Annotated in this window: 27 protein-coding genes, 4 tRNA genes and 1 other RNA gene; 15 read left to right on the top strand and 17 right to left on the bottom strand. The window is 47.9% G+C overall.

Going from position 1 to position 23,354, the window contains the following annotated elements:
- The 6 genes from L3556_RS07230 (at position 1) to L3556_RS07255 (ending at position 4,147) form a co-directional block, all read left to right on the top strand.
- Complete coding sequence (locus L3556_RS07230) at positions 1 to 960, top strand: aldo/keto reductase (protein WP_277866626.1); 960 nt, start codon at positions 1 to 3, stop codon at positions 958 to 960.
- A gap of 120 nt (positions 961 to 1,080) precedes the next feature.
- Positions 1,081 to 1,293: an NAD(P)H-quinone oxidoreductase subunit O gene (gene ndhO, locus L3556_RS07235; RefSeq protein ID WP_277866627.1), complete on the top strand. Its 213-nt coding sequence runs from the start codon at positions 1,081 to 1,083 to the stop codon at positions 1,291 to 1,293.
- Entirely contained in the window at positions 1,294 to 2,232 is a 939-nt protein-coding gene (mdh, locus tag L3556_RS07240; RefSeq protein WP_277866628.1) for a malate dehydrogenase, read from the top strand.
- 61 nt (positions 2,233 to 2,293) lie between these two features.
- An RNA gene (gene ffs / locus L3556_RS07245) (signal recognition particle sRNA small type) lies at positions 2,294 to 2,390 on the top strand.
- A gap of 18 nt (positions 2,391 to 2,408) precedes the next feature.
- Positions 2,409 to 3,038 (top strand): bifunctional phosphoribosyl-AMP cyclohydrolase/phosphoribosyl-ATP diphosphatase HisIE, encoded by a 630-nt coding sequence (gene hisIE, locus L3556_RS07250; protein ID WP_277866629.1) that lies wholly within the window; start codon positions 2,409 to 2,411, stop codon positions 3,036 to 3,038.
- A gap of 233 nt (positions 3,039 to 3,271) precedes the next feature.
- Positions 3,272 to 4,147, top strand: coding sequence for an AbiJ-NTD4 domain-containing protein (locus L3556_RS07255; RefSeq protein ID WP_277866630.1), 876 nt, complete (start codon positions 3,272 to 3,274; stop codon positions 4,145 to 4,147).
- 1,124 nt (positions 4,148 to 5,271) lie between these two features.
- Here the strand turns inward: L3556_RS07255 and proB are convergent.
- From proB to L3556_RS07280, 5 genes are all read right to left on the bottom strand, one after another.
- Positions 5,272 to 6,405, bottom strand: a complete 1,134-nt coding sequence (gene proB, locus L3556_RS07260; RefSeq protein ID WP_277866631.1) for a glutamate 5-kinase — start codon at positions 6,403 to 6,405, stop codon at positions 5,272 to 5,274.
- A gap of 392 nt (positions 6,406 to 6,797) precedes the next feature.
- A tRNA-Pro gene (locus L3556_RS07265) sits at positions 6,798 to 6,872 on the bottom strand.
- Between the two features lie 113 nt (positions 6,873 to 6,985).
- Positions 6,986 to 7,183 carry a hypothetical protein gene (locus L3556_RS07270; RefSeq protein ID WP_277866632.1) on the bottom strand — a complete coding sequence of 66 codons (198 nt, stop codon included), beginning with the start codon at positions 7,181 to 7,183 and terminating at the stop codon, positions 6,986 to 6,988.
- Positions 7,176 to 7,370, bottom strand: coding sequence for a hypothetical protein (locus L3556_RS07275; RefSeq protein WP_277866633.1), 195 nt, complete (start codon positions 7,368 to 7,370; stop codon positions 7,176 to 7,178). Before L3556_RS07275 ends, L3556_RS07270 begins: the two co-directional genes overlap by 8 nt.
- Positions 7,367 to 7,729: a hypothetical protein gene (locus L3556_RS07280; RefSeq protein WP_277866634.1), complete on the bottom strand. Its 363-nt coding sequence runs from the start codon at positions 7,727 to 7,729 to the stop codon at positions 7,367 to 7,369. The genes L3556_RS07275 and L3556_RS07280 overlap by 4 nt, the downstream gene beginning before the upstream one ends.
- A 203-nt stretch (positions 7,730 to 7,932) precedes the next feature.
- Between L3556_RS07280 and L3556_RS07285 the strand changes: the two genes are divergently transcribed.
- Together L3556_RS07285 and L3556_RS07290 are read left to right on the top strand one after the other, a co-directional pair.
- On the top strand, positions 7,933 to 8,373 hold the full coding sequence (locus tag L3556_RS07285; RefSeq protein ID WP_277866635.1) for an SWIM zinc finger family protein: 441 nt from the start codon (positions 7,933 to 7,935) through the stop codon (positions 8,371 to 8,373).
- A gap of 62 nt (positions 8,374 to 8,435) precedes the next feature.
- Entirely contained in the window at positions 8,436 to 8,933 is a 498-nt protein-coding gene (locus L3556_RS07290) for a hypothetical protein (protein WP_277866636.1), read from the top strand.
- Positions 8,934 to 9,501: 568 nt separating this feature from the next.
- Here the strand turns inward: L3556_RS07290 and L3556_RS07295 are convergent.
- From L3556_RS07295 to L3556_RS07335, 9 genes are all read right to left on the bottom strand, one after another.
- Entirely contained in the window at positions 9,502 to 9,891 is a 390-nt protein-coding gene (locus L3556_RS07295; protein WP_277866637.1) for a hypothetical protein, read from the bottom strand.
- A gap of 73 nt (positions 9,892 to 9,964) precedes the next feature.
- On the bottom strand, positions 9,965 to 10,246 hold the full coding sequence (locus L3556_RS07300) for a hypothetical protein (protein ID WP_277866638.1): 282 nt from the start codon (positions 10,244 to 10,246) through the stop codon (positions 9,965 to 9,967).
- Complete coding sequence (locus L3556_RS07305; protein WP_277866639.1) at positions 10,246 to 10,701, bottom strand: hypothetical protein; 456 nt, start codon at positions 10,699 to 10,701, stop codon at positions 10,246 to 10,248. The genes L3556_RS07300 and L3556_RS07305 overlap by 1 nt, the downstream gene beginning before the upstream one ends.
- Complete coding sequence (locus tag L3556_RS07310; protein WP_277866640.1) at positions 10,691 to 13,360, bottom strand: DUF927 domain-containing protein; 2,670 nt, start codon at positions 13,358 to 13,360, stop codon at positions 10,691 to 10,693. The genes L3556_RS07305 and L3556_RS07310 overlap by 11 nt, the downstream gene beginning before the upstream one ends.
- A gap of 1,239 nt (positions 13,361 to 14,599) precedes the next feature.
- Positions 14,600 to 15,514 carry a tyrosine-type recombinase/integrase gene (locus L3556_RS07315; RefSeq protein WP_277866641.1) on the bottom strand — a complete coding sequence of 305 codons (915 nt, stop codon included), beginning with the start codon at positions 15,512 to 15,514 and terminating at the stop codon, positions 14,600 to 14,602.
- Positions 15,515 to 15,845: 331 nt separating this feature from the next.
- Positions 15,846 to 15,919 (bottom strand) — tRNA-Pro (locus L3556_RS07320).
- A gap of 131 nt (positions 15,920 to 16,050) precedes the next feature.
- Positions 16,051 to 16,581: a hypothetical protein gene (locus tag L3556_RS07325; RefSeq protein ID WP_277866642.1), complete on the bottom strand. Its 531-nt coding sequence runs from the start codon at positions 16,579 to 16,581 to the stop codon at positions 16,051 to 16,053.
- Positions 16,582 to 16,654: 73 nt separating this feature from the next.
- Positions 16,655 to 17,038 carry a metal-sensing transcriptional repressor gene (locus tag L3556_RS07330; protein ID WP_277866643.1) on the bottom strand — a complete coding sequence of 128 codons (384 nt, stop codon included), beginning with the start codon at positions 17,036 to 17,038 and terminating at the stop codon, positions 16,655 to 16,657.
- 34 nt (positions 17,039 to 17,072) lie between these two features.
- Positions 17,073 to 17,144 (bottom strand) — tRNA-Asn (locus tag L3556_RS07335).
- A 188-nt stretch (positions 17,145 to 17,332) separates the two neighbouring features.
- Between L3556_RS07335 and L3556_RS07340 the strand changes: the two genes are divergently transcribed.
- Together L3556_RS07340 and grxD are read left to right on the top strand one after the other, a co-directional pair.
- Entirely contained in the window at positions 17,333 to 17,584 is a 252-nt protein-coding gene (locus L3556_RS07340; RefSeq protein WP_277866644.1) for a BolA family protein, read from the top strand.
- 75 nt (positions 17,585 to 17,659) lie between these two features.
- Entirely contained in the window at positions 17,660 to 17,983 is a 324-nt protein-coding gene (gene grxD, locus L3556_RS07345) for a Grx4 family monothiol glutaredoxin (RefSeq protein ID WP_277866645.1), read from the top strand.
- 20 nt (positions 17,984 to 18,003) lie between these two features.
- On the opposite strand, the gene L3556_RS07350 is transcribed toward grxD, so the two are convergent.
- Together L3556_RS07350 and L3556_RS07355 are read right to left on the bottom strand one after the other, a co-directional pair.
- Positions 18,004 to 18,993: a 2-hydroxyacid dehydrogenase gene (locus L3556_RS07350; protein WP_277866646.1), complete on the bottom strand. Its 990-nt coding sequence runs from the start codon at positions 18,991 to 18,993 to the stop codon at positions 18,004 to 18,006.
- A gap of 385 nt (positions 18,994 to 19,378) precedes the next feature.
- Positions 19,379 to 19,452, bottom strand: a tRNA-Val gene (locus L3556_RS07355).
- Between the two features lie 124 nt (positions 19,453 to 19,576).
- On the opposite strand from L3556_RS07355, the gene rpsO reads away from it, so the two are divergent.
- The 3 genes from rpsO to L3556_RS07370 all read left to right on the top strand — a co-directional run bounded on the left by rpsO (position 19,577) and on the right by L3556_RS07370 (position 21,373).
- Positions 19,577 to 19,846: a 30S ribosomal protein S15 gene (gene rpsO / locus L3556_RS07360; protein ID WP_277866647.1), complete on the top strand. Its 270-nt coding sequence runs from the start codon at positions 19,577 to 19,579 to the stop codon at positions 19,844 to 19,846.
- Positions 19,847 to 19,850: 4 nt separating this feature from the next.
- On the top strand, positions 19,851 to 20,336 hold the full coding sequence (locus L3556_RS07365) for a PAM68 family protein (RefSeq protein ID WP_277866648.1): 486 nt from the start codon (positions 19,851 to 19,853) through the stop codon (positions 20,334 to 20,336).
- A gap of 116 nt (positions 20,337 to 20,452) precedes the next feature.
- Positions 20,453 to 21,373, top strand: a complete 921-nt coding sequence (locus L3556_RS07370) for a DUF928 domain-containing protein (protein WP_277866649.1) — start codon at positions 20,453 to 20,455, stop codon at positions 21,371 to 21,373.
- Between the two features lie 33 nt (positions 21,374 to 21,406).
- Here L3556_RS07370 and L3556_RS07375 read toward each other — a convergent pair whose 3' ends face one another.
- Positions 21,407 to 21,559 carry a hypothetical protein gene (locus L3556_RS07375; protein WP_277866650.1) on the bottom strand — a complete coding sequence of 51 codons (153 nt, stop codon included), beginning with the start codon at positions 21,557 to 21,559 and terminating at the stop codon, positions 21,407 to 21,409.
- Between the two features lie 710 nt (positions 21,560 to 22,269).
- Between L3556_RS07375 and fldA the strand changes: the two genes are divergently transcribed.
- Both fldA and L3556_RS07385 read left to right on the top strand, forming a co-directional pair.
- Positions 22,270 to 22,782, top strand: a complete 513-nt coding sequence (gene fldA, locus L3556_RS07380) for a flavodoxin FldA (protein ID WP_277866651.1) — start codon at positions 22,270 to 22,272, stop codon at positions 22,780 to 22,782.
- Entirely contained in the window at positions 22,779 to 23,348 is a 570-nt protein-coding gene (locus tag L3556_RS07385; RefSeq protein WP_277866652.1) for a Crp/Fnr family transcriptional regulator, read from the top strand. The genes fldA and L3556_RS07385 overlap by 4 nt, the downstream gene beginning before the upstream one ends.
- Positions 23,349 to 23,354: the final 6 nt, after the last annotated feature.

Raw genomic sequence — 23,354 nt, forward strand, 5'->3', positions numbered from 1 at the left:
ATGAAAACTCGTACCCTTGGCACAACGGATATTCAAATTACCCCCCTGATTATGGGGACTTGGCAGGCGGGCAAACGCTGGTGGGTGGGTATTGACGATAGCGAATCCATTAAAACCATTCGGGCGGCGGTGGACGCGGGGATGACGACCATTGATACCGCTGAAGTCTATGGGGAGGGCCATTCAGAGCGCATTGTGGCCGCTGCTCTCAAGGATATTCGCCATCGCTGTGTCTATGCCACCAAGGTATTTGCCAATCATCTGCGCTATCAGGAGGTTTTGGCGGCCTGCGATCGCTCGTTGCAAAATCTACAGACCGACTATATTGATCTCTATCAAATCCATTGGCCGGCGGGTTCCTTTAACAGTGACATTGTTCCCATTGCCGACACGATGGCGGCCCTCGTCAAACTAAAAGAAGACGGTAAAATCCGGGCGATCGGGGTATCCAACTTTTCCCGCCAGCAACTCCAAGAAGCCCTACAGTACGGCCCCATTGAGAGTATTCAACCCCCCTATTCCCTCTTTTGGCGATGGGCCGAGCAGGAATTAATGCCCTTTTGTGTGGAGCATCACATCACGATTTTGGCCTATTCGTCCCTGGCCCAAGGACTTTTAACGGGTCGCTTTAGCCGGAGTCATACCTTTCCGAAGGAGGATAACCGTGCCGCCAATAAACTTTTTCAGGGGGATGTTTATCAACGGGCCCTGGATGTCCTAGAGGAATTCAAACCCATCAGCGATCGCTATCAAACCAGCTTAGGGAATTTAGCCCTGGCCTGGCTCATGCACCAACCTCAAACCTGCGCCATTGTTGGTGCCCGTCATCCTGAACAGGCGATTGAAAATGCCCAAGCGGCCCATATCCATTTATCCCCAGAGGACAGGGACATCCTGGATCGCCTCAGTCGCCAAGTCAGGGATTTGCTGGATGATCAGCCCGTCATGTGGGAATGGTAGATGTGGGTAGGGTGGGAGAGCCTTGGATAGATTGTTTTTGCTGGTTGCCATAGGTTTTGCTTGCCGCTATACCGCTATACAATGTCCTATAACCATGATTCACTGGGTAGGCTGGGAACTATGACCATTAAGAAGGGCAGTTTTGTGAAAGTGATCGAAGAAAAACTAGCCAATAGTCTGGAAAGTCAAGCCAGCGATCGCCGCTATCCGCCCTATATTTTTGCCGGACGGGGGGAAGTGGTGGATATTCAAGGGGACTACGCCCAACTTAAATTTCCTGTACCAACACCAACCATTTGGTTGCGCCTTGATCAACTCGAAGCAGGAAAATAAATGTCTCCCTTGGTTGCCATCCTTGGGGCAGGAAATGTCGGTAGTGCCTTAGCTCAACGATTAATTGAAGCCAATATTGCCGATGTTGCCCTTTTAGATGTGGTTCCAGGGCGGGCCCAGGGGTTAGCCCTTGATTTGAGTCAAGCCGCTGTTCTGGAAGGCCACGATCGCCGGATTCAGGGCAGTACGGACTACGAGGCGATCGCCGGTGCGGATGTGGTGGTGATTACTGCTGGATTTCCCCGCAAACCGGGTATGAGTCGAGATGATCTCCTGAAACTGAATGGGGCCTTAGTGCTCCAAGTGACTCGCCAAGCGATTCAAAAAGCGGCCGATGCCATTTTCATTGTGGTCACCAATCCCCTCGATGTGATGACCTATGTGGCTTGGCAATGTAGTGGTTTACCTCCCCACCGTGTCCTAGGAATGGCCGGGGTTCTGGACTCAGCCCGGTTTGCTGCTTTTATTGCCCAGGAATTGGATGTTTCTGTCTTAGATATTCGGGCCATGGTACTGGGGGGGCATGGTGACTTAATGGTTCCATTGCCTCGTTTTTCCTGTGTGAATGGTATTCCGATTACGGAACTATTAGAGCCAGAAGTGATTGATCGGTTAGTGGATCGCACCCGCAATGGCGGCGCAGAAATTGTGGAATTGCTCCAAAGTGGTAGTGCTTTTTATGCCCCTGCCTCATCCACCGCCCAAATGGTCGCAGCCATCCTCGGCGATCGCCCTCGCATTATGCCGGTTTCTGCCTATGCCCACGGACTCTACGGCATTCATGATGTCTACATGGGCTTACCTGCCCGCATCAGTGCCTATGGTGTTGAAAAAGTCCTAGAACTTTCCTTGACCCAGACCGAACTCAACGCCCTGCGAACCTCCGCTGCGGCGGTGAAGGCTCGGGTTGACCTGATTAAAGAGATTCTTCCGTTTTAGCCCGCTATTATTTATAGATTAAGAGAAAATTTGGTTCCATCACTGTGCTAGGATCAATACTGGCTCGGAACCATGCGATGACAACGCCTAAACCTTGTCAGGCCCGGAAGGGAGCAGCAATACGGGATGCTTGTGATAGGCGTGGTCTCCGGGTCATGATTTTTTTTGCTTAACCTATGACCAGTCTTAGTTCTATTCCCCTCGATCAGATCTGCTACGACGATCGCGGTTTAGTTCCAGCCATTGTCCAGGATTACTTGGATGGCACGGTGTTAATGATGGCCTGGATGAATCGGGACTCCCTAGAAAAAACAATGGAAACTGGGCGTACCTGGTTTTGGAGCCGATCGCGGCAGGAACTATGGCCCAAGGGGGAGACATCGGGCCATGTGCAGTGGGTTAAATCCCTTCGCTATGACTGTGATAGTGATGCCCTTTTAATTGGGGTGGAGCAGGTGGGGGATATTGCCTGTCATACGGGGGAACGCAGTTGTTTCCATCGAGACGCGGATCGGGTTGAACCGCCTCCCGCTGATACCCTCTCCCAAGTATTTGACGTAATTTGCGATCGCCGCGATCGCCCCCAGGAAAACTCCTACACCTGTCAATTGTTTGCGGGGGGAGACAATAAGATTCTCAAAAAAATTGGTGAAGAATCCGCTGAAGTGGTTATGGCTTGCAAAGATGATCAGGCCGAGGCGATCGCCAGTGAAGTGGCCGACCTGTTTTATCACACTATGGTTGCCCTAGCCCACCACGGGGTTTCCCTGCGACAAGTCTATCAACAGTTACAACATCGTCGTTAGCTGGGCAGCTTATTGCCACACTTATGAGCGTTAGCCTAACGATCTAATCACCCTTCTATGATAGTATTTGCAGTAAAAGTCTCTCAATTGGGATGTTATCCGGCATTTACGGAATAACTCTATAATATGATACTGAGAAATTTTAGTACCGACAGTGATTGATAATACCCTTCCGAGGGGAGTTATCATGCAGATGCGGTCTAATAAATAGTTATACGGCATAGGGTACCGCCATGTTCTCTCAGAGAATGGGAATAACTCCAGCAGGCAAGATGGTGCAGGTCACATCAATGGATAGCGACCTGAGAAATACACTGTGGAGTTTGCTAAATATATACTATTGGGAAAAATTTGATCTTCCAAAGTTTGCAAGTGGAGGTAGGGCAGACCACATTTCGCGAAGCAATGTTTGGCAGATATTTCTATCGCTGTGGATAAACTACTTCAAAAAGCCAACTGATACGATACCTCAGCTTTTTTACGACGATATAAACACAGCAGGTGGGCTAGCGCAGATTAGAGAGTTTTTTTTTCGCTGCAAGTGGAACCAAGTCTATGACGTAATTGAATTGGTCTCCGAGTATGGCTCGAAGGAGGACAAAGGTACATTTCAACATACATGCAATCTTTATTTGGAAAAGGAGAATTCTGCCTACCGGTTTATAAATGGCGTTATCGCACCAATCAGCTCATTGGAAGAGGTGAGCGAGGTAGAGGAAGCAATTAGACAAACGCAACCCCAACCCTATGATGGGGCTCGTCAACATCTCCAACAAGCACTTGTTTTACTCAAGGATAGAGAGAATCCAGACTATAGAAACTCGATCAAGGAATCTATTTCAGCAGTCGAATCGGTATGCAAGCAGATTGACAAAAGCAGTGCTAAAACGCTTGGTGCAGCGCTGAGCGCACTCGAACAGAAAGGTAAACTACATCCAGCCTTGAAGAAGGCGTTCTCGGCACTTTACGGATACTCAAATGACGCAAATGGAATTCGCCACGCTCTCCTTGAGGAGAGCAATTTATCTAGCGCAGAGGCAAGGTTCATGCTTGTGAGTTGCTCTGCATTCATAAATTATGTGATCGTTGTTGTCGCAAATGCCGTATAAAAAAATTCCTCCAACCGACGGCGGACTGGTCGTCTCGCTCACTGTGGTTAAGTTCAGCTATTAAGCTGCCTCAAGTCACTAATAGAGCCATAGTAACAAGAAATTCCTGTAATAGAGTCAATTACGTCAGTAGCGATCCAGGCGATCTCGAAATATGCTCTTGCCTATAAGATGAATGATGACAACATACTTTAGACTTGTTTATGGATCAGCAAACCTTCAAACTTCCATGATCGCTCAGTCAGTAGGTGGGTAGACTAAAGATGTAAGCTCTACAACTTATGAGTACATGCTATGCCCCTTACTGATGTTCATCCTATTGTTTGACAGCTTTCTACTGTGGATAAGCTAAGACTCATTCGAATTTTATCAGAGGAGCTAGAACCAACGGAGGATATTTTACCTCTAGAACCCTTTAAGACCTATGACTTGCCGACACCTTACAACGGCTTTGGGACAGGAGCAGTGTTAATGAAAGCATTAGAGTTGGCAGATCAGCCTTAATTGTTATTATGCGTTTCGCTACTCCACCAGCGATCCAGCACAGAACGAGTTCGACAGCCTACCAAGGTTGCCAGTCATTCTCCGTTGTCAGGGGTGTACGGTTGAAACACTCGGTCTTGTTGACAGTGGCGCAACCGTCAACGTCATGCCCTACGAGCTTAGTCTGCAACTGGGAGCTATCTGGGACGATAACAGGGCCATCATTCAACTTGCAGGCAATCGAGGTAGCCAACCCGCCACCCCTTTCTTCGCGGTGGTTTAAGTAGGGGATATTGCTCCAGTTCAACTGGCGTTTGCTTGGACTAAACGCCCCAATGTGCCCCTAATTCTGGGACAAGTGAACTTTTTCATGGAATTTGACGTCTGCTTCTGCCGCTCCAAGATGGAATTTGAAGTTCAACCCAAATCATCGTAAGCTGTCTAGCTTACGGGCACCTCGAAAAATTGCTCGATCTGCTAAAAATAGAGGCTGAAACCATTGAAATCTCGTTTGCGATCGCCCCGACTTTTGAATTAATCGAGGTATCCATAACATTAGCTGTTTCCGCAGAAGGCTATTAGACTCCTCTGTGAAAGTTGTCGGTTAGGGCACAAACAGGGCAAATTAATACCGCACATCATCAACTGTGATTGCCATGATCTTTGATCCCTAAAACTAAATTATCTCGATGCACAATGGTTTCTGCTCCTTCGTAGCCCAAAATCTCTGGAATATCCCTTGATCGTTTACCTTGAATTTGATTCAGTTCCTGACGATTATAGTTGACTAATCCTCGGGCAATTTCTTCACCATTACTATTACATAGTTTGATCGCATCCTGAGCCTGAAAATCGCCTTTCACTTGAGTGATACCAGCCGCCAAGAGCGATCGCCCCTGATGGACAATAGCCTCCACCGCCCCCGCATCCAGCCACAGTTCCCCCCGAGGGATCAATGCCCGGGCAATCCATCGCTTTCGGGCATTTATAGTTTTTGGCTGGGGGATAAATTGAGTTCCTAAGGCTTCACCCCCCAGAATTTTCAGAATATTATGGGGAAACTTTCCTTCCGTTATCGCTGTACGCACGCCGGCCTCACTGGCAATCTTTGCGGCCGTGATTTTGGTGGCCATACCACCTGTGCCCCATTCAGAGCCGCGATCGCCTAAGGTAATGGCCAAAGCATCAAGTTCTTCAAATCGCTCCACCCGATCAATGGGCTTGGCATCGGCCTGATAACGGGGATCGGCGGAATAGAGGCGATCGACATCCGTCAATAAAAAGAGCCAATCCGCTTCTACTAAACTGGCCACTAGAGCAGAAAGGGTATCATTATCACCAAATTTGAGTTCGTCTACCGCCACGGTATCGTTTTCATTCACGATGGGGATCACACCCAGATCAAACAGTTCATGGAAAGTGTTGTAGGCATTTAGGTAACTCTGGCGATCGATAATGTCATGGCGTGTTAATAAAATCTGGGCGATCGGCTGCCCCAACACCGTAAACAAGTCATCATAGATTCTCATTAAATGCCCTTGGCCCACAGCGGCTACCGCTTGTTTTCGGGCTAATTGCCGTGGCCGTTCCCTCAAATTTAAGCGGGCTGCCCCTACCCCCACAGCCCCTGAGGACACCAATACGACGCGATCGCCCTGCTGCCGTAGTTGACATAGCACCTCTACAAGTTGGGCTAAGGTTGCAAGGGATAATCGGCCATTGATCCCGCCCGTGAGACTAGACGTACCAATTTTTATGACCAGAGTTTGAGTCATATTTCAAACGTTGCGCTAGGAGAAATATTAACAGTCAGTAATAAAATGTAACCAAAAGCAAAATGCCAGCCCCCCGATTTTCAGAGAACTGACACTTCACGCAGTATTAAAGGTGATTCAAAGTTAAGGTCTATATTGGGCTGACCTCATTTCAATATTTTAATCTTGGCACTTGATCCCCGTGATCCCGAAAGTTCTTAATAATTTCTTTATATTTTATATTTGTTCATTTGTTTACAGACAATACCGATATATTTCCTTGCGATGCAAGACGCGAACGAAGGTAATAATACCTTTGCCTTCTGATAAGCTAACTCGATAATTACCAATTTGACCCTGTAAGCCTTGGTGCCCCCATTGAATCGCCCTGTAAGTACTTCAAGCTCTAATCGGGATGACAGGATTTGAACCTGCGGCCCCTTCGTCCCGAACGAAGTGCCATAAAGACATAGAAAGTAGACTAGGCAAGGGATAGGGAGCATTTGCAATAAGGCATGGGGGTTAAAGCGGGGGTAAACTCTGAATCCCCACTAAGATGTGGGAGTTTTCTAGGATGGGCAAGAGAATTGATAAGGGTCACTCATGGATCATTCCCTTGGGTCAATGCCTCCTCAAGCTTTGCTTGCCAATGTGGATCATTAGGTTGCAACTTCAGGCGATGTGGCCGGCTTCGTAATTCCGCATAGACTGCCGTAGCCTGGGGAGTGCCTTTGACTTCCCACAGCAAGCTAGTGAGTTGCTGGGTTGTCAGTTGGGTTAGGTCAAGAACATTAGACATAGCCGATTTCACCATCTGGGTTAATGAACAAGATTGAGCGAGATCTCGGGGCATCATTCCGGGTTGTGTAAACGTAAAGGGATTTATCCTCTGGCAACTCCACAAAAACAATGACCGTAGATAATCGAACCAACTGATAGACCACCCGATAGAACGCTTTTAATTGTTCTAGGGTTGGCTCACTCATGGCTTGGACTCCACAGCGGTCTTCCGCGGTCGCCCACGCTTGCGCTTGGTAGGTTGTTCTGTCATCTCAGAGGATGGGGAAATATCCGCCGCCGGTGATGGGGTTGTACCTGGATGGGCGATCGCCCTGGATTCCTCCGGTGAGGGTGACATCAATTCTCGCTGTGCCGCTTCGGTGATGACACGGCGCACCCAGGGGACACGTTCTTTAGGTGGAAGACTGAACACGGCTCGGTCAATGTCTATGGGGAGCTTAATCCCTAGAACCCTACTGGATAGAGGCTGGGACACTTCACCAAATGCCTTAAACTGCTTTGCCTTGAATTCTGGAGTCTGAACCGGATTAGGATTACCCTTCATTTTTCCCTGTTAACTCTATACATTGCACTATATCACAGAGTTAACTGGGATAAGTGAAACTTATCTAATTTCGCGGTTAACAGCGTTAATTATTATATAAATTTCGTTTCTTTTCTCGGTTAACTGGGTATACTAGAAATTGTAAAGGGAAGGCACCCCACCAAGAGTAACCTTCCCAACACTCAACTAGGAGCTTTTCAATTATGACTTCTTTTAATGCACCCAAAGTTACCAAGACCGCCAAAGAGTTAATCTATTCGGTCAGTAATGCCATTCGCATTTTGGGACGCAAGTATCACGCTCTCAAGGTTGAAGTCTGGTTTAACTGTGTCTATGTTTGGGCAAAGGGTCAAGTTTCCCGATTCGTTTCCAAGAAAGCCTTTACTCAAAAGTTTGTAGACTTCCGTAAAGCTGGTTCCGTTGGCTTGGAGGTTGTCAAAGTTCCCTTTGAGACGGGTGAGTACATGATCAAGTCTGCCAGTAAAGACGGTTCCTACTTGGTTCAATGTTTGACTGATAAGCTCACTTGCACTTGCCAAGACTATCAAGCTCAAGCCGCTGCTATGAATAAGGCTTGCTGTAAGCACTGCTACGCAACATTAAGTTATCTCGGTTTTGACTCTCTAGCCGCCTATATCGCTTAGTTCCCGCGCCCTGGGCATGGCTCTAAACTGCCCTAAATAAACTACCTTTGGAGATGCAAATCATGCACCCGTTTACTGAACTGGAAATGTATAAAATCAACCTACCAGGGTTGAGCTTTGAGATTGGCACTTGCCACCTAGACCAGTCTCATAAGGTTGCTAAATGTGACTATGGGTTAATGCCCACCATTGACAATTTAGCTCCGGTCTGGGAGTGGGCAAAGTCACAGGAAGTTTATATCTGTCACTGTTCTGAATGGGGTGATAAACACTATCACTCCGCCCGTCGCGTAACGATTGAAGCGGCTTTAGTCCGTTTCCATGGCTATGCCCTTAGTCCGTTTTTATCCACCAAAAATGGCTGGGTGTTGTCGTTTTCACCATACAAAATCGACCACAATGACTTGGGTTGCTTGTTGATTTCTGAGAGTGGTGATTGTTTTCTTGACCCGTCTGAGAACCACCTTAGTGAGTTTCTTTATATCGTCCCACCTAATTACATGGATCAATTTGAGATTGATGATGATGGGGAGGATTTAGAACCAGCGATCGCCCCCTAAGACCAAACTGCACCGCGCCCCTCCCTTGGGGCGTTTTTCATGCAAAAAAATCCCCCAAGCGGTTAGAAACTTGGGGGCAAAGGAAGGCACGGAAAAGAGAATTATCTAATCACATTCTAACTCGATTTCATCCTCATTGAATCGCAAATTTGTTGCAGACAGTAACGCTAACACGTCCGTTTTTGGTTGCCCTTCTAAACCGTTCAGCAAGTAGGTTAATAGTTCCTTGGTCTGCTTTTCTGCCTCTTTTTCAACGCGAGATTGTAAAGCCCAACGCTGAGGGTATCTGCGCTCTAAAAACCAGGCTTTCGATTGCCAAGTTGGGTCATCAAGTATGACTCGCAAAGCGTTAGATTCGGATTCGCTTTCAGCCCTTTTTATGCTGTCCCAAAGTTCCCGATAAACCCCTTCGGTTTCAAGTTTTCCAATCGAAACCTACCTATAAAAAGTCGTGGTAGAAATTCCCGCAGCTTTGCAAGCGGCTTCCCGAAAGTTACCCTGTGCGATTGCCACTGAGATCGTTTCAATCATTTTGCGGTTTAGTTTGAGTTGGTTTCCTGGCATGGTTTTAACTCCTGAATTTAATTTTGCCTTCACGGATTTTCTGTGGCGCGCCAATGGGGTCAGCTTTGATGATCTCGTTCAGTTGGTCATGGTGGTAATAGGTCACGCCATCTGAACCCGTTTCACCACCGGATTGTTTTTGTTGCTTTTGAAACGGTGAATCAATCAGGTTTGAAGTTTGACGCAATTCAGCGATCGCTGATTTAGCCGGCTTGCCGCCAACAGCAACCAGGTCGCCCACTCCATCAATTTCAAAATGCCGGTCAACCGCCCTACTCCAGTCTGCAAACTGCTCTGGGTCTCCCCCCATTTCCCGAAAATGGTCTTTCAAAAGCAGGTTTTTCAGCTTGCTTTTAAGTCGCCGTTCTAACTTGGTTTCGCTTGTTAATTCCACAGGAAAAATCTCCTTTAGATAAGTAAATTATACCTTTGTTTCATTGAGAGTAGGGAACACTTAGCGATCGCCGCTATTCAATCGCGGTGACATTTTGGCGAATCCGATTAATATCACCTTCCATTTGTCCTGACTCAATCTCCTGAATCATTTGATTGCCATAGAACTCAACCAACCTTAGATAGGCTTTGCGAGTTAGCAAACTCCCTCCGGCGATCGCCAGACGGCAAATCTCAACCTGCTCGTAAATCGATTTACCTAGCGGTAGCATCAATGCTGCTCGAATCGATTTTTTACGGTGAGCCTGTACCATTTCCCGCCGCTCGGCGATCGTTTTTCCAGCAAAATCAAACATTATTTATCCTCCAAATAAATGTCTCGTTCAATGATTTGCCGGTCAAGTGAAGCCCACCGGCCACCATCGGATTCCAGTAAATAGAAGCCGTTATCGCACTGCTCCGCCACAGTCCACCATTCAGGACTATGCCCTAAAGATTCCAGCCAGTGCCGTAGATAGAACCTCGACCCCACAGGGATAGGGTCAGGTTCATTAGTGTGTGACACTTCTAAAAAATCGTCACATGACGAAGGCTGCATTTCACGATCTTTTTTTCTGGATTTCCCACCCCCTTGTTTTTTTGGTGTTACCGGTGTTACCGGTGTTACCGATCCTGGAAACCCTTGATATACATAGGTTTCATCGGTAACACCGGTAACACCGATTTTTAATAGGGGGGGGGAAATGCCGATCAAAGTTTTGTCTTTTGCATTTTCGGCTCCCAAAGTGTCACATACCTTTTCATTCCCCATCTTGCACCTCCCAGAATGGAGTAAAAGCGTAGAATCGCTGATTTTTGCCCTCTACCTTCCGCTGCACCGGTGTTTTGTTGGTCGCCTCATCCCATTTCAGCCACCCAAGCGATCGCATTTGCGTGGTTAGCAGTTTTCGATCAATTCCTTGACAGAATTGGTCACGGTAAACAGACGGGAGGATCAAAATTTCACCGTTGAGCCGGCGATAACCGAGTAAATTGCCGCGTGGGGTGTCCCCCAGCCTGTTCTCAAGATCAAGTGGGACTAATCCGGTGTGATAGTTTTCCCGCAAAATTGCCTCAACCCGTTCTAGTGCGGCCTTCAGGTCGTGGCTCCCTAGCCCGCCCCGCAAGTTAAGCCAGGTTTGTAGCAATATTGCTGAGGCTTGGGTAGGCTCACCCTCTGGTATAGGCAATATCCCAAAACGGATCGCTAACTCACCCGCTAGGGCAACCACCGCAAACCGCTCGATCGCCCGCCCTACCGCCGGATCAGCCACACCTGACGGGGTTAAAACCTCACGAATAGCCCGAAAAGAGTCGCGCAGGTCGTCAAGTCCTTCGGATTCCACCTGAGAAACCAAGACCTCTAGGAAGCTGGTTAGGGCTGTGCCGTGGTGTTGCCGTGTTGCGGATTTCAGGTGGTTCGCTATACCTGCCCCATCTTTGAAGCCATGCAAGTTCTCAAACACCCCATGCTCACCGGCGATCGCCCCAATATCGATTAATCGGATTTCCTGTCCACCCTTGACCGTTAAACTGTGCCCCTTGAGGTATTCGACAAAAGGCATCTCGCCGGTAGACAGAAACAGCGTCCGCCATGTTTTCGGGGTTTGCTTGCCGCCGGTACGGTTAGCTCGCTGCTTGCCAACACCATTAGCTAGTAGGTAGCTGGCCTGATCCACTACCTTCGGATGGCACTCCTTCAATTCGTCCAGAACTAGCGTCAGGTCGCTATGCTCTGAGGCGATCGCCTCTAACCCGTTGTCCGTAGCCCGCCAGCTACGGACAACTTTATCAGGATGACCCGCAACGCTCGCCGCCACCTGTACCGCTGTGGTTTTGCCGCGTGACGTAGCTCCGTAAAGGTTGAACCCCCCACCTGGAATATCCAGCAATTCCAACAGCGGGCCTGCAAACGAACTCGATAAAGCAAACGCTAGGCGAGAGTTCCCCGCCGCATATTTGCCCACCTCCACTGCCCAGTTTTCAAGGGTTCCCTTGGGTTGGTAGGGATGCGTTAAGGGTGGCTCGAAACTCTGAAACCGCAACCGGCGATCGCCAATAGTGACATGAGGCAGTAGAAAAGATTTTTGCTCCTGAACATCCGCCCAGCCAGTGGAAGGCATCAGAAGGAATTGCTCTTCAATCCCCGCCCCCAGCCCGTGGAGGTACGTCAGGAGGCGTGTTTTCTCGCCCCGCAAGAACGAGTACGATCGCAGTAAAAGTTCGGCTATCACCTCGTTGCCATCACCGGCTAGGCTCCCCCGCCCCATTAGGTAAGTAGCTAGATACCCGTGGATTGTCTTGAAACTCAGCACCAACGCCGCGCCGTCGCCACTAGGACTTTGGCAATAACCTATTGCCTCTAGGTGGTTGCCGATAAAGTAACGTAGCTCGTGACCGGGCTGTGAGGTGCGATCCGTGTAGATTAACCCCCGATCCGGATCGGTGGAAAACCCACTTTTAGGGAGTTGCGCCCGTAGCTCCGCCTCGATATCGAGAGGTTCAAGAAGTCGCTCTATCTCAAACTCAAGAGCCGCTTGGATTTGCTCAACCGACCAACCCGAATAGGTCACTAAATCGTAAATATCGCCCTTGGTAGGGATGCCGGGCCAAACCTCAGCCAAATCAAGAACGATTGTTTTAACGTGAACTTTTTCGAGTTGCGTTTTGAGCACCTCCCCCATCTCGCGACCGGTGGCATCGTGATCAGGCAAAACCACCGCTAACTTGGACTTGGCGGCTTTTAGGAATAGGGCGATCTGCTTGAGTCCTGCGGTTGTTTTTTCACCGCCCTGATTGCAGATTGCTACCCCTCCAATGCCGCGCATAGCCTCTACTGACTGTTCACCCGCAACCACAAAAACGACAGAGCCAGGGGTCACCTCGTTTTGCCGATAAATGGGCCATTTCCCATCACCCTTGCCCCGATCGCTCCACCAGCCTTTAACCCCGTCAGCCACCATTGCTGGAGTGGGTTTAGCCCAGTGCCAGGGACGTATTTCCTTAGTTTTTTTGGATGCGCCACGACCGTAGGCTAACCGGCGATCGCTCCATTGTTTTCTTACCACCTTGCCCAACGGATCGCCGGTTATCGGGTCGGGGTAATGGTATTCAATAATCTGTTCCGAGTGTTTTCCGTCTTTGCTACCGGTGGGTTGCCACTGGGGGCCGTCCGATTTTGGCTCCCACTCCAGAGGCAAAACGAGATCTGATAAAGTGCGAGGTTCGGCATAACTGCCAGTTTTAGCAAAGATCGGCCGTCCGTCTTTTGCCGTGCCCCGCTGTGAATAGCCTTCTGGCGGTGCGCTGATGCGATCGCAAATAAAGGCGGTCTCATTAATTAGGTAGCACCAGTCAGTACCACCACAGCCTGGGCAAGGATTATCCTTGTTGGCTTCTCTGCCCTGGTCGTTTAGATCTGTCTCAAGCATTTAATTTCCCTCCAGGGAAGTTTGAAGTTTGTTCCTGGAGGGGTAGAATGGAATTGCTATTCGATTCAGCCCCACCAGGCATTTAGAACCCCCGCCCCGCACGGTTGGGGGTTCTCGTTTTTTTATCTCTCTAACCAGTTAAGATACTCCTCGACCAATCGCTTGTGATCTGGCGAATTGAGATCATTTCTAATTAGAAAATCTTGGACTAGGACGCGGTTCCAGAAGATGCTCCGATTTGGCTGTATCCAGTAAATGCCTTTCGGTAATTTTCGCCGCAGGTCGGACTGAATTTGCTTTTTTAGTCCAAAATTCCTGGTCAAAAAACTCGAATCGACAAATTGAAATTGGGGGGGGTAGCAGTTGGCACAATTTACCTCCTAGGGTTTTCAAGTTTGGGGTTTTGGGGCTTTAGGGGGGGAGAAGCCGTCAGTAAGCTTTTAAGCTTCTTAAGCCTAATCGAATTTTTTACAGGCAAACCGAATTTGGGATTAATCGCTAGAAGGCTTACAGAGTAAGCCTTTCAGAGGGGTGGAAAATTTTAGAGTCAACAGGAACCAAAGATCGCCCCCTTCCTCTCTGGTAAAGTTTCCCCTGTTGGATCACTAAAGTTGGACTCTTTTCCACCGATGACACCTCACACCTCAGTGCAGTTATCCAGGGCTTCCAGTATGCAGACCAGTAAGAGTGATCGCTTGCTGCAATTATTCGACTGGTTTCTATCATGTAGTGGATGTTGGGTAGGTCACGAGGATACGGATTCTCTAGCTTCACCAAAGGCACGATAATGAGCTTCCTTAAGTCATTCGCTACAGACCGCTGTGTCAGCCCTCTGATAGTTGCCTTGCAGGAGAACTGCCGATAGCAAGTAAACAAATGGAAAATGGTCAAATCAAACCAACACCAAGCAAACCAATCGATTTCTGATAGATGGGGGTAAACATCTGGGTGTTGCCCCCTCGACTTGGCAGAGCCGCATAGCTCAAATAGGGCAGAGTTCCTTTTACCTATCGCTTGCAATGCCTTCCTTTGTCCCCTGGTGAGCTTCCGTTTGAATCTGGGGTCTACCGTCTCTAGGAACAGGTAAAGCCCCGCTAATTCCCTATCAAAGTACAACATCAACATCCTCTCCTCGGCTTCGGTCTTGCCAGGGAGAATAGAGTAGGCTTGCCTGATTCTCTCCCGGAAGTCCCGATCCTTTTGCCGTAGCCTCTCCTGTAACTCTTCTTTGTTCATGGACTACGAAAACTCCACAAAAATAGAGCGATTCTCAATCACAGAAGCATAGCTCTTATAGAGAATCGCGGGATTATGACCCGCTTGGGTGGCCACCATCAACGGATTAGCACCATTCGCTAAAGCATGGGAAACCGCTGTATGCCGTGTCGAATAGGGTTTCCTGTAATCAATCCCTAGCCGGTCAAGAATTGTCTTCCATGCTCGTTTGCGGAAGAGTTGATCACTCATTGATCCACCATGGGGTGCAGGGAAAACAAGATCATCAGGCTTGGGCGATCGCCGGTCGTAGACTTGGGCAAGCAAGCCAGCAAGACCTGGGGATAACACTACCTCGCGTGCCTTACCCGTCTTGGTGGTACGCCGGTGATGACCTCGGCTAATAGTTTCCCCAATCCATGCGGTACTGAACCCCTGGCTTAGGTGTTTCCATTGCAGTGCAGCAGCTTCACCAAAGCGACAACCCGATCCAAATAGAAAACAAACCATCGGGTAGTAATGCCGGTAATGGCGATCGCTCTTGAACGCTTCGAGAATCTCTATTACCTCTCCCTCTGTGAAGGGTTTCACCTTCTGGGTAGAGTGAGGTCTGATCTTTGCCGCAAGACCTTGCCATGGATTGCTATCAGCTAACCGATATTTGTCTTTTGCCCAATTCCAGCAAGACTCCAGTAGCCAAAGGTATTCCTTAGCAGTGCGGTCTGAAACGGTTTCCCGCAAGATTGAGGCAAAGTTGCCAGCACGTCGCTGGTCAACCAAGTCGGCATCAACATCTAGAGATCGTCGGACGTGCGACAAACACCCTTTATATCGGTGAATGCTACCAGGGGATAGTCCCTTATCCTTTGCAATATGCCGCGTAAACCGTTCAAATAGGTCTGAACAGCCAATGATGGTGGCATTCTTGCCGCGTTTCATCGGCTTGTACTTCAGCAGGGTAGTGTCGAATTGCCCTAGAAGGATGTCTCGCGTAATCTCATTTGAACGTTGAAGCGCGATCGCACGTCCGACCACATCATCCTTGACACCCAAAGACAAGGTGTACCGCTTCCCATCGACTAGCCAGCGTAACCGTAACAATCCGCGATGATTTTCTGTTGTAATTTTCATGGGGGTAAAAATGGGGGTAAATGTACAACCCCAATAACCCAAAAAGACCTATCTCTGTAGCCGTTATTGACATTAGAAACAGCCCTTAAGGATTATCAGGAATCCCCAAAAGCCTTACTGTGCTTGACTCCCCAGTCAGTCGGGATGACAGGATTTGAACCTGCGGCCCCTTCGTCCCGAACGAAGTGCGCTACCAAGCTGCGCCACATCCCGAAGCAAAACTATCCTAACATGGCATTCTCATCTCTTTCAGTGAGATATGACCCTGGGAATAAATGCCCATCTGCGGCAAAAATTTAAGGCGACAGAAGCTAAGGTGATCTACCGCCGCTGATTTGAGCAGCTTAGTCCGTTGGCGTAGGTACAACCAAGTATAACCATTCCCAGGAATCACCCTCTGTGGATTTTGCTCCCCCTAGGCCGATCACATAGAGTTCCACGGTGCGATCTTGGCTAACACGCGCCTGAAGGGATTGAATATCTTGAGTTCTCACCGCGACCCAGTAGGGGCGATCGTTTTCAAACACCCGAACTTCGACTTGGTAGGATTCGGTATAGCCCAGGGGGTTGCCAGCATAACGACGAGTCCAATGATCAAGTACGTCTTTTTTGAGGCCTTCTAGGGGACGCGCTTCGCCGTCATAAATGACCTGTACCCGTGATGGCAGTACATTGGCTTGAATGATGAGAGCATCCCCTAGAATATCTCCGAGGGGATCCGTGCCTAATTTACTGGCTAACCCTGCTTGGGCGATCGCCGCCAAGGTTCGGGGTTGATAATCAGCCAAGGATCGAGGTGTTTTATTGCCTCCCCCAGGAGATCGATCTTGGCTAGGGGAAGCCATGGGCCAAAGCCAAAAAAGAGAGCTAGTCAATAGCAGAAGGAATCTAGCCCTTCGCGTTTTGTTGGAAAACATGATCCATACCAAACATATTTATCCTAGGACGTTAACCTAGAAAGCGATCGAGGGCTGCCTTGAGTTCTTGCAGTTCGACTTCTATGGTTCCCTCTTCCGCTGCACGGGTAATACATTCACTCAGATGTTCGTCTAAAATAAGGCGGGCAACGCGATCCAAGGCTCCCCTCACCGCCGCAATCTGAATTAATACATCGGGACAGGGCCGCCCTTCTTGTACCATCACCTTAATTCCGCGCACATGGCCTTCGACCCGTGCGAGCCGATTCATAATGGCTTTCAGGGATTCTTCACTGTGAACATGGCCATGCCCTGTACCATCCCTATGGGTATGGGAGGGATGAACTAAGGACGGTAGGACAGTATCCGCAGATGATTTAGGTTTAGACTCAGGGGGATTTTGCTCGTGAGTCATTCATCCTTAAATAGATCGTAATGATTAATTTTAACTCCCCAGGCCGGATTCGAACCAGCGACCAATCGGTTAACAGCCGACCGCTCTACCACTGAGCTACTGAGGATTACTATCAGTGCCGGTCTTTAAGTATAACGGATTGCTAAGGCTTTCGCAACAGCTGACAACAGACTAAAAAAGACTAAAATAGCTGGGAAATTAAATTTTCCCCCGATAAATCTCCGTCTGTCTATTGGTTGTAATATAGTATAGGCTAGGTTGTTATATGCTAAAAGCTATGGATAGCAAGCTACCATGATTACGCCAGAGCAACTCACTGAAATTATTCAACGGGGCTTGCCCAACGCCATTGTTCAAGTTCAAGACCTGACGGGTGGCGGCGATCACTATCAAGCGGTGGTTGTTTCCGATGCGTTTCACGGAAAAGGACTGGTACAACAGCATCAACTCGTTTATAAAACCTTGCAAGGTCTGATGGCCAGTAATGAACTCCATGCCCTTGCTCTCAAGACCTATACCCCTGATCAGTGGGCCGAGGCTAGCTAAGGGAGACTAGCTAAGACAAAGGGTTTAGGGTTAGGGTTAATTTGCTCACGATTTTACGAGATTTACGAGGTGGTTATGACTCCTGAGGTTCAAGCCAAAATTGAACACCTGCTCAAGTCCAACAAAATTATTGTCTTTATGAAAGGCAGTAAGTTAATGCCCCAGTGTGGCTTCTCCAATAATGCGGTACAGCTTCTCAATTCCTTGGGGGTTCCCTATACGACGGTGGATGTGTTAGAAGACTTCGACATTCGCCAAGGCATTAAGGAATACTCCAATTGGCCGACTATTCCCCAGGTGTATATCAATGGTGAATTTGTGGGCGGCTCTGACATTCTCATTGAGCTTTACCAGAAAGGTGAACTCCAGCAGCTTGTGGAAGTTGCCCTCGCCTCCTAAAGCAAGGATACTTAGCGTTTTTAGAGCGTTAACTCGTGCTTCAGGGGGTTACCCCGCTCAAAGTCTGAGATGCTGGCGATCGTGGTGCTGAAAATATTGTTGAGGGCATTTTTGGTAAAAAATGCTTGATGGCTGGTGATGACCACATTGGGAAAGGACTGGAGGAGTTGAAAGGTGTCATCTTGAATGATGCGATCGGACCAATCAGCAAAGAATAGCTCATCTTCCTCTTCGTACACATCAATGCCAAAATAGCCCACTTTACCGGAGCGAATGCCTTTGATCACGGCTTGGGTATCCACCAGCTTGCCCCGACTGGTATTGATCAGCATCACGCCATCCTTCATTTGGGAGATCGTTTCCGCATTAATAATATTGTGGGTTTCCGGCAGTAGGGGGCAGTGGAGGGAAATAATATCGGCTTGGGCAAATAACTCAGGTAAGTCCACATAACGGGCTTGGGCGATCGCCGCAAACTCAGGATTAGGATACACATCATACCCAAGTAACTGACAGCCAAAACCAGCCATAATTTGGGCAAAAATCAGGCCAATTTTACCCGTACCCAAAATGCCCACACTACAGCCGTGGAGGTCAAACCCCAGTAAACCATCCAGGGTGAAATTATCATCCCGCACACGGTTATAGGCTCGATAGAGTTTGCGATTGAGCATTAAAATTAACCCCACCGTATGTTCAGCCACAGAGTAGGGAGAATAGGCTTCCACCCGCACGACTTTAATCCCCAATTGAAACGCGGTTTCCAAATCCACGTTATTGAATCCGGTACAGCGTAGGGCCACTAATCGGGTTCCTTGCTCTGCCAAAACCTGGAGGGTTTCTGCGCCAACATTATCATTGACAAAGACACACACCGCTGGAAAATCTGCCGCTAAGGAAGCGGTTTTCGGCTCTAAGCGGGTATCAAAGTAAACAATTTCATGGTGGGTATTGGCTTGATCTAAAAATTTGCGATCGTAGGGTTTGGTACTAAAGACAGCAACTTTCATGGTATCAAGGCTTCGAGTATCTGCCCTTAGACTATACCTCAGGGCTTCAAACTCGGGTGCATCTTAGCTAGTAAACGAGTATATATAGCCCTTATCTGCCTGCCAGCATTCCCTCCCGTAGTTTAGCCTTCCAGCAATCTCCTAAAGAGTTTCTTGGCAGTCTGTAGGGAGTCATGCTCTTCGCCAGCTAAATCTATAATCATTCACCTAGACCTCAATATTAAAGATACTAGGCTGTCATTCAAAAGCGGGTTAAGCCGTTCTATCTACTTCTACACTTTTTCTACACTTTCCTTATCAAAAGTAGAATCTTCTACCAGAAAAAAAGATATTCAGAAAGTCAGTAGAAGCCGTGTAACCCTTGCCTGGACTACGTTTCATGGTATGGACACAACTGGACTCGAACCAGTGACCCCCACGATGTCAACGTGGTGCTCTAACCAACTGAGCTATGCGTCCCTGAATCATTAGGGTAACATTAAAATAACAATGATCAATAAAGTGTATTTAAAATTCCTTCAGTTTTTAATATTCGGTCAGGCCTGATATGATAAGAGATCGCTCTATACCCCTAAGCTGAATCATGGTATTACTGCAACAAGACAAGCAAGAAATTATCAATACATATCAGACCCATCCCACAGATACAGGCTCCGCAGATGTTCAGGTTGCCATCCTAACGGAACGGATCAAGTCCTTATCGGGTCACCTTAAAACGAACAGCAAAGATCACTCGTCTCGCCGGGGTCTGATGAAAATGATTGGTCAGCGGAAGCGACTCCTGGCCTACATTGCCAAGCACGATCGCCAGCATTACCGCGATCTCATTGCCCGTTTAGGTATTCGGGGTTAGTGCTATGGCAGGGGAACAGAAACAGGGCAAGCAAAAAGAGTCTAACAAGGATGCTTCTGGCTCTGCCTTACCCTTTCAGCCAGGCAAAAAAAAGTCATCCTCCTCCACCAAAAAGCCTGCTTCTGTTAACTCGTCCCCTAAATCTTCATCTAATACAGCTAAAAACATGGGTATCCCTGATGCGGTCAGTCGGCGAATGGTCAGTCGCATGGCCGTCTGCTCAGGAATTCCTACCCTACTAGGATTTGTCACGTTTCCTTTGTGTTATGTGATTGTCCAGCAACATTGGCTTGAACTTCCGAATGTGGCAGTAGTTGCCATGAGCTTAGTCCTGTTTGGCTTAGGGGCCATAGGTTTGAGCTATGGAGTTCTATCGGCATCTTGGGAAGAAGATCAGGCTGGTAGTTTTTGGGGCTGGGAGGAGTTTCGACTGAATTTTGGGCGAGTGATTTCCGGTTGGCGATCGCCCAAGGATTCTTCTTCGACCTAAATTACAATTATTTGTCGTCACGATCACTCATTTTGTGTTGAAGCGATCACCCTAGTTTCTCTAGTCTAGACCTATCTTAGAAGTATCAGGATTGATCAATTTTCAGGAGAGCAACCATGAATGCGCGTGACTTCAGTATCAATGTTATTTTAATGGGAGCATTTACCCTCACCACCGCTGGATTAACGAGTCTAGCTCCAATGCCCACTGCCCTGGCCCAGGCAGCGAATTACGATAGCTATATGCGAATGGGGTATAGCTTGGCAGCCAAACGGGATTACCAATCTGCGATGATTAACTTCCGACGTGCTTTAAATCTGCGTCCCAGCGATCGCTATGCTCAAACAGCCATTCGGAATATGGAAGCCTATATTGCCCGCGATCGTATTGCTTCCCGACCTGGACAAAATCGTTTAGCCTATATTCCCTCTAACCTCAGTATGCCTGGACGCACTGTTGCCGGCGCATCCCGTGCAGGAGACTGTGTAAAAGGGAAGGTGCCTTTAACGGCTCTCCTACCTAACAATAATCTTGGACTTACCGCTGCGGCCCATCCCAGTTTATTTTTCTATATTCCAGAAACAACGGCTAAAACTGCTGAACTGATGGTCTTTAATGAAGTAGGGGAACTCTTGGAAACCCAAAACTATGCCATCAGCAATGTCCCTGGCATTATTGAAGTAACCTTTGATACCAGCAAATCTGCCTTAACACCTGGGGAGAAATATCGCTGGAATTTTTCCTTAACCTGCCGCACCGATCCCAGTGCGAATCCCTTTGTTGCCGGCTGGGTCGAACGGATCGAGATGGATCCCAATCTAGTTCAAGCCATGGTGGCATCTCCCCTTCAGGATCGTTTATCCCTCTATGCAGCCAATCAAATCTGGAATGAAACCCTGAGTACATTGGTTCAACTTAAAACCAGTCAGCCCAATAATGCCGACATCACCCAGCAATGGCAAGATTATCTTAAGGATGCTGGCATTGATCAAAGCATTGCTGATATGCCCATTGTGGACTGCTGTAAGCCAATGTAGTCCTACAACGTGGCAGACCCCTGACATTCTCGCTCACGGTAAAGACGATATCCGGGCACGGGTCTTCATGTCCATGTATGCCCCAATCTCGGCAAACATTTCTCTAGGATTGCCCAGGCAATCGGCTTGCCGATTCAGAACGGTTTGCAGTCTTTGGTCTTCCAGGGTGACGCGGATGCTGGTCATGCAGCGTTGACAAGGCCTTCTTCAGAATTTCCGTAGATAGCGTAAGCCAAGGCTTTGTCCCAGTCCTGGCGATCGCCCATCATTTTCTCCAATTCAAGCCTTTGCTGGTTAGTTCATCTTCAATTAATTCCTGAAAATAATCAAAAGCGTTGTCCACTATGTCCATTCCTCCCTAGTCAGTCGCTGTATTTGCCGGTTGTTGAATATCAGGACAATTTCTGTAATTATTTCGTTGGGGTAATAAAAGAAAGCCTGTTGAACCCCACGATTAATGCCACTTATAGCTGTCGCCTCTTCTCTTAGGACATTTCTGATAAGGGGGGGAGCTTCGCCCCCAGCCAGGGGTTCCACCCCTGCACCCCGTCCTAACCTAGGTGACGATAGCTATACATACATTGTCTACTACGATGGGCGATCGCCACCGATTTATTGATATTGACTAGCAATATACTTAGGAAAAAGTATATTTTAATTTTATTTTCTAAATTAATTTTATTTATGGGTAAAAACTGAACTTGCCTAGACATGAAAAGAGCAATTAGGCGTATCGTGAAAATACCTGATTAAATATTTGACAAAAAATTAACATTCCAAGTAAAAACTACTATAATAATTCCAAACTTATTGATTTATTTTCTCAATTATATAGTTGAGAAAAATCTAACTATTGAATTAATTTGTACTTAACTGATCAGTATCATGGAGACAACATGGCTAAAATTGGCTTATTTTACGGCTCTACTACAGGTAAAACGGCAGATGTTGCCGAGCAGATTAAAGCAGCCCTAGGGGGGGATTCGGTTCTTGATACCTACGATATTGCGGATGTGGAGGTTGCCCAGCTTACGGATTATGACTATTTAATTCTTGGCTGTCCGACCTGGAACATTGGTGACCTCCAAACTGACTGGGAAGGAATTTTTGATGACCTCGATACGATTGATTTTAGTGGTAAGAGTGTTTTTTACTTTGGTACAGGAGATCAGGTAGGCTATGCCGACAATTTTATGGATGCCATCGGCATTCTAGAGGAGAAAATCGCCAGCTTAGGGGGAGAAACCCTGGGCTACTGGCCCACCGATGGATATGACTTTAGCGACTCTCGGGCGATTCGCAATGGCAAGTTCTGCGGCCTTGTTCTTGATGAAGATAACCAATCTGACAAAACCTTAGAACGTATTCAGCAATGGACAACTCAAATCAAGCCTCTCTTGGGACTTTGAACTCAGCCCATTGTCCCTCAATCATTTACCGTTTTGAGCGTCATCATCGGTTGCCCACTCGGAAAAATTCACTGTGGCAAATCCATGAGGGCCTGGTGCGTACCGTAACTTGGGATGATGATGGCAGAGTTATCGTGTTGGGTTACTGGGGAGTTGGCAGTGTGGTGGGCTACGGCATTGATCAGATGGATCCCTACGACATTCAGCCCTTAACGGCGGTGAGTGTGACATCCATTAGTCTGAATTCAGCCCTAGCTAGCTCCTACTTGCTGGCCCATCAAAAGCAAACCAATGAACTATTGGGACTCCTCCATTGTCACCCTATGGATAATCGCCTATTGCGCTTTATTATATGGCTAGCCCAGCGTTTTGGTGTATCGAAAAAGCATGGGATTGAAGTACGATTCCTCTTGACTCACCAAGAAATTGCGGAAACCTTGGGAACTAATCGAGTGACCATTACTCGGTTGATCAAGCAACTCGAAAGCAATGGCAAACTACACTGGTCTCGCAAGCGCCGATTGATTCCCTATCAAACCTTTGATCGCTATGGTCAAACTCCCTAAGTATAC

It is taken from the genome of Candidatus Synechococcus calcipolaris G9 (genome assembly GCF_029582805.1).
Taxonomy (GTDB): Bacteria; Cyanobacteriota; Cyanobacteriia; order Thermosynechococcales; family Thermosynechococcaceae; genus Synechococcus_F; species Synechococcus_F calcipolaris.

Excerpts from the sequence above, each read along its gene's own strand:
- L3556_RS07310 (WP_277866640.1), bottom strand. The coding sequence starts at position 13,360 with ATGCTTGAGACAGATCTAAACGACCAGGGCAGAGAAGCCAACAAGGAT.
- L3556_RS07290 (WP_277866636.1), top strand. The coding sequence starts at position 8,436 with ATGCACCCGTTTACTGAACTGGAAATGTATAAAATCAACCTACCAGGG.
- L3556_RS07350 (WP_277866646.1), bottom strand. The coding sequence starts at position 18,993 with ATGAAAGTTGCTGTCTTTAGTACCAAACCCTACGATCGCAAATTTTTA.
- L3556_RS07340 (WP_277866644.1), top strand. The coding sequence starts at position 17,333 with ATGATTACGCCAGAGCAACTCACTGAAATTATTCAACGGGGCTTGCCC.
- L3556_RS07275 (WP_277866633.1), bottom strand. The coding sequence starts at position 7,370 with ATGAGTGAGCCAACCCTAGAACAATTAAAAGCGTTCTATCGGGTGGTC.
- proB (WP_277866631.1), bottom strand. The coding sequence starts at position 6,405 with ATGACTCAAACTCTGGTCATAAAAATTGGTACGTCTAGTCTCACGGGC.
- L3556_RS07370 (WP_277866649.1), top strand. The coding sequence starts at position 20,453 with ATGAATGCGCGTGACTTCAGTATCAATGTTATTTTAATGGGAGCATTT.
- ndhO (WP_277866627.1), top strand. The coding sequence starts at position 1,081 with ATGACCATTAAGAAGGGCAGTTTTGTGAAAGTGATCGAAGAAAAACTA.
- L3556_RS07285 (WP_277866635.1), top strand. The coding sequence starts at position 7,933 with ATGACTTCTTTTAATGCACCCAAAGTTACCAAGACCGCCAAAGAGTTA.
- grxD (WP_277866645.1), top strand. The coding sequence starts at position 17,660 with ATGACTCCTGAGGTTCAAGCCAAAATTGAACACCTGCTCAAGTCCAAC.
- L3556_RS07300 (WP_277866638.1), bottom strand. The coding sequence starts at position 10,246 with ATGTTTGATTTTGCTGGAAAAACGATCGCCGAGCGGCGGGAAATGGTA.
- L3556_RS07315 (WP_277866641.1), bottom strand. The coding sequence starts at position 15,514 with ATGAAACGCGGCAAGAATGCCACCATCATTGGCTGTTCAGACCTATTT.
- mdh (WP_277866628.1), top strand. The coding sequence starts at position 1,294 with ATGTCTCCCTTGGTTGCCATCCTTGGGGCAGGAAATGTCGGTAGTGCC.
- L3556_RS07255 (WP_277866630.1), top strand. The coding sequence starts at position 3,272 with ATGTTCTCTCAGAGAATGGGAATAACTCCAGCAGGCAAGATGGTGCAG.
- L3556_RS07280 (WP_277866634.1), bottom strand. The coding sequence starts at position 7,729 with ATGAAGGGTAATCCTAATCCGGTTCAGACTCCAGAATTCAAGGCAAAG.
- L3556_RS07365 (WP_277866648.1), top strand. The coding sequence starts at position 19,851 with ATGGCAGGGGAACAGAAACAGGGCAAGCAAAAAGAGTCTAACAAGGAT.
- L3556_RS07270 (WP_277866632.1), bottom strand. The coding sequence starts at position 7,183 with ATGTCTAATGTTCTTGACCTAACCCAACTGACAACCCAGCAACTCACT.
- L3556_RS07230 (WP_277866626.1), top strand. The coding sequence starts at position 1 with ATGAAAACTCGTACCCTTGGCACAACGGATATTCAAATTACCCCCCTG.
- fldA (WP_277866651.1), top strand. The coding sequence starts at position 22,270 with ATGGCTAAAATTGGCTTATTTTACGGCTCTACTACAGGTAAAACGGCA.
- L3556_RS07330 (WP_277866643.1), bottom strand. The coding sequence starts at position 17,038 with ATGACTCACGAGCAAAATCCCCCTGAGTCTAAACCTAAATCATCTGCG.
- L3556_RS07305 (WP_277866639.1), bottom strand. The coding sequence starts at position 10,701 with ATGGGGAATGAAAAGGTATGTGACACTTTGGGAGCCGAAAATGCAAAA.
- hisIE (WP_277866629.1), top strand. The coding sequence starts at position 2,409 with ATGACCAGTCTTAGTTCTATTCCCCTCGATCAGATCTGCTACGACGAT.
- L3556_RS07375 (WP_277866650.1), bottom strand. The coding sequence starts at position 21,559 with ATGACCAGCATCCGCGTCACCCTGGAAGACCAAAGACTGCAAACCGTT.
- rpsO (WP_277866647.1), top strand. The coding sequence starts at position 19,577 with ATGGTATTACTGCAACAAGACAAGCAAGAAATTATCAATACATATCAG.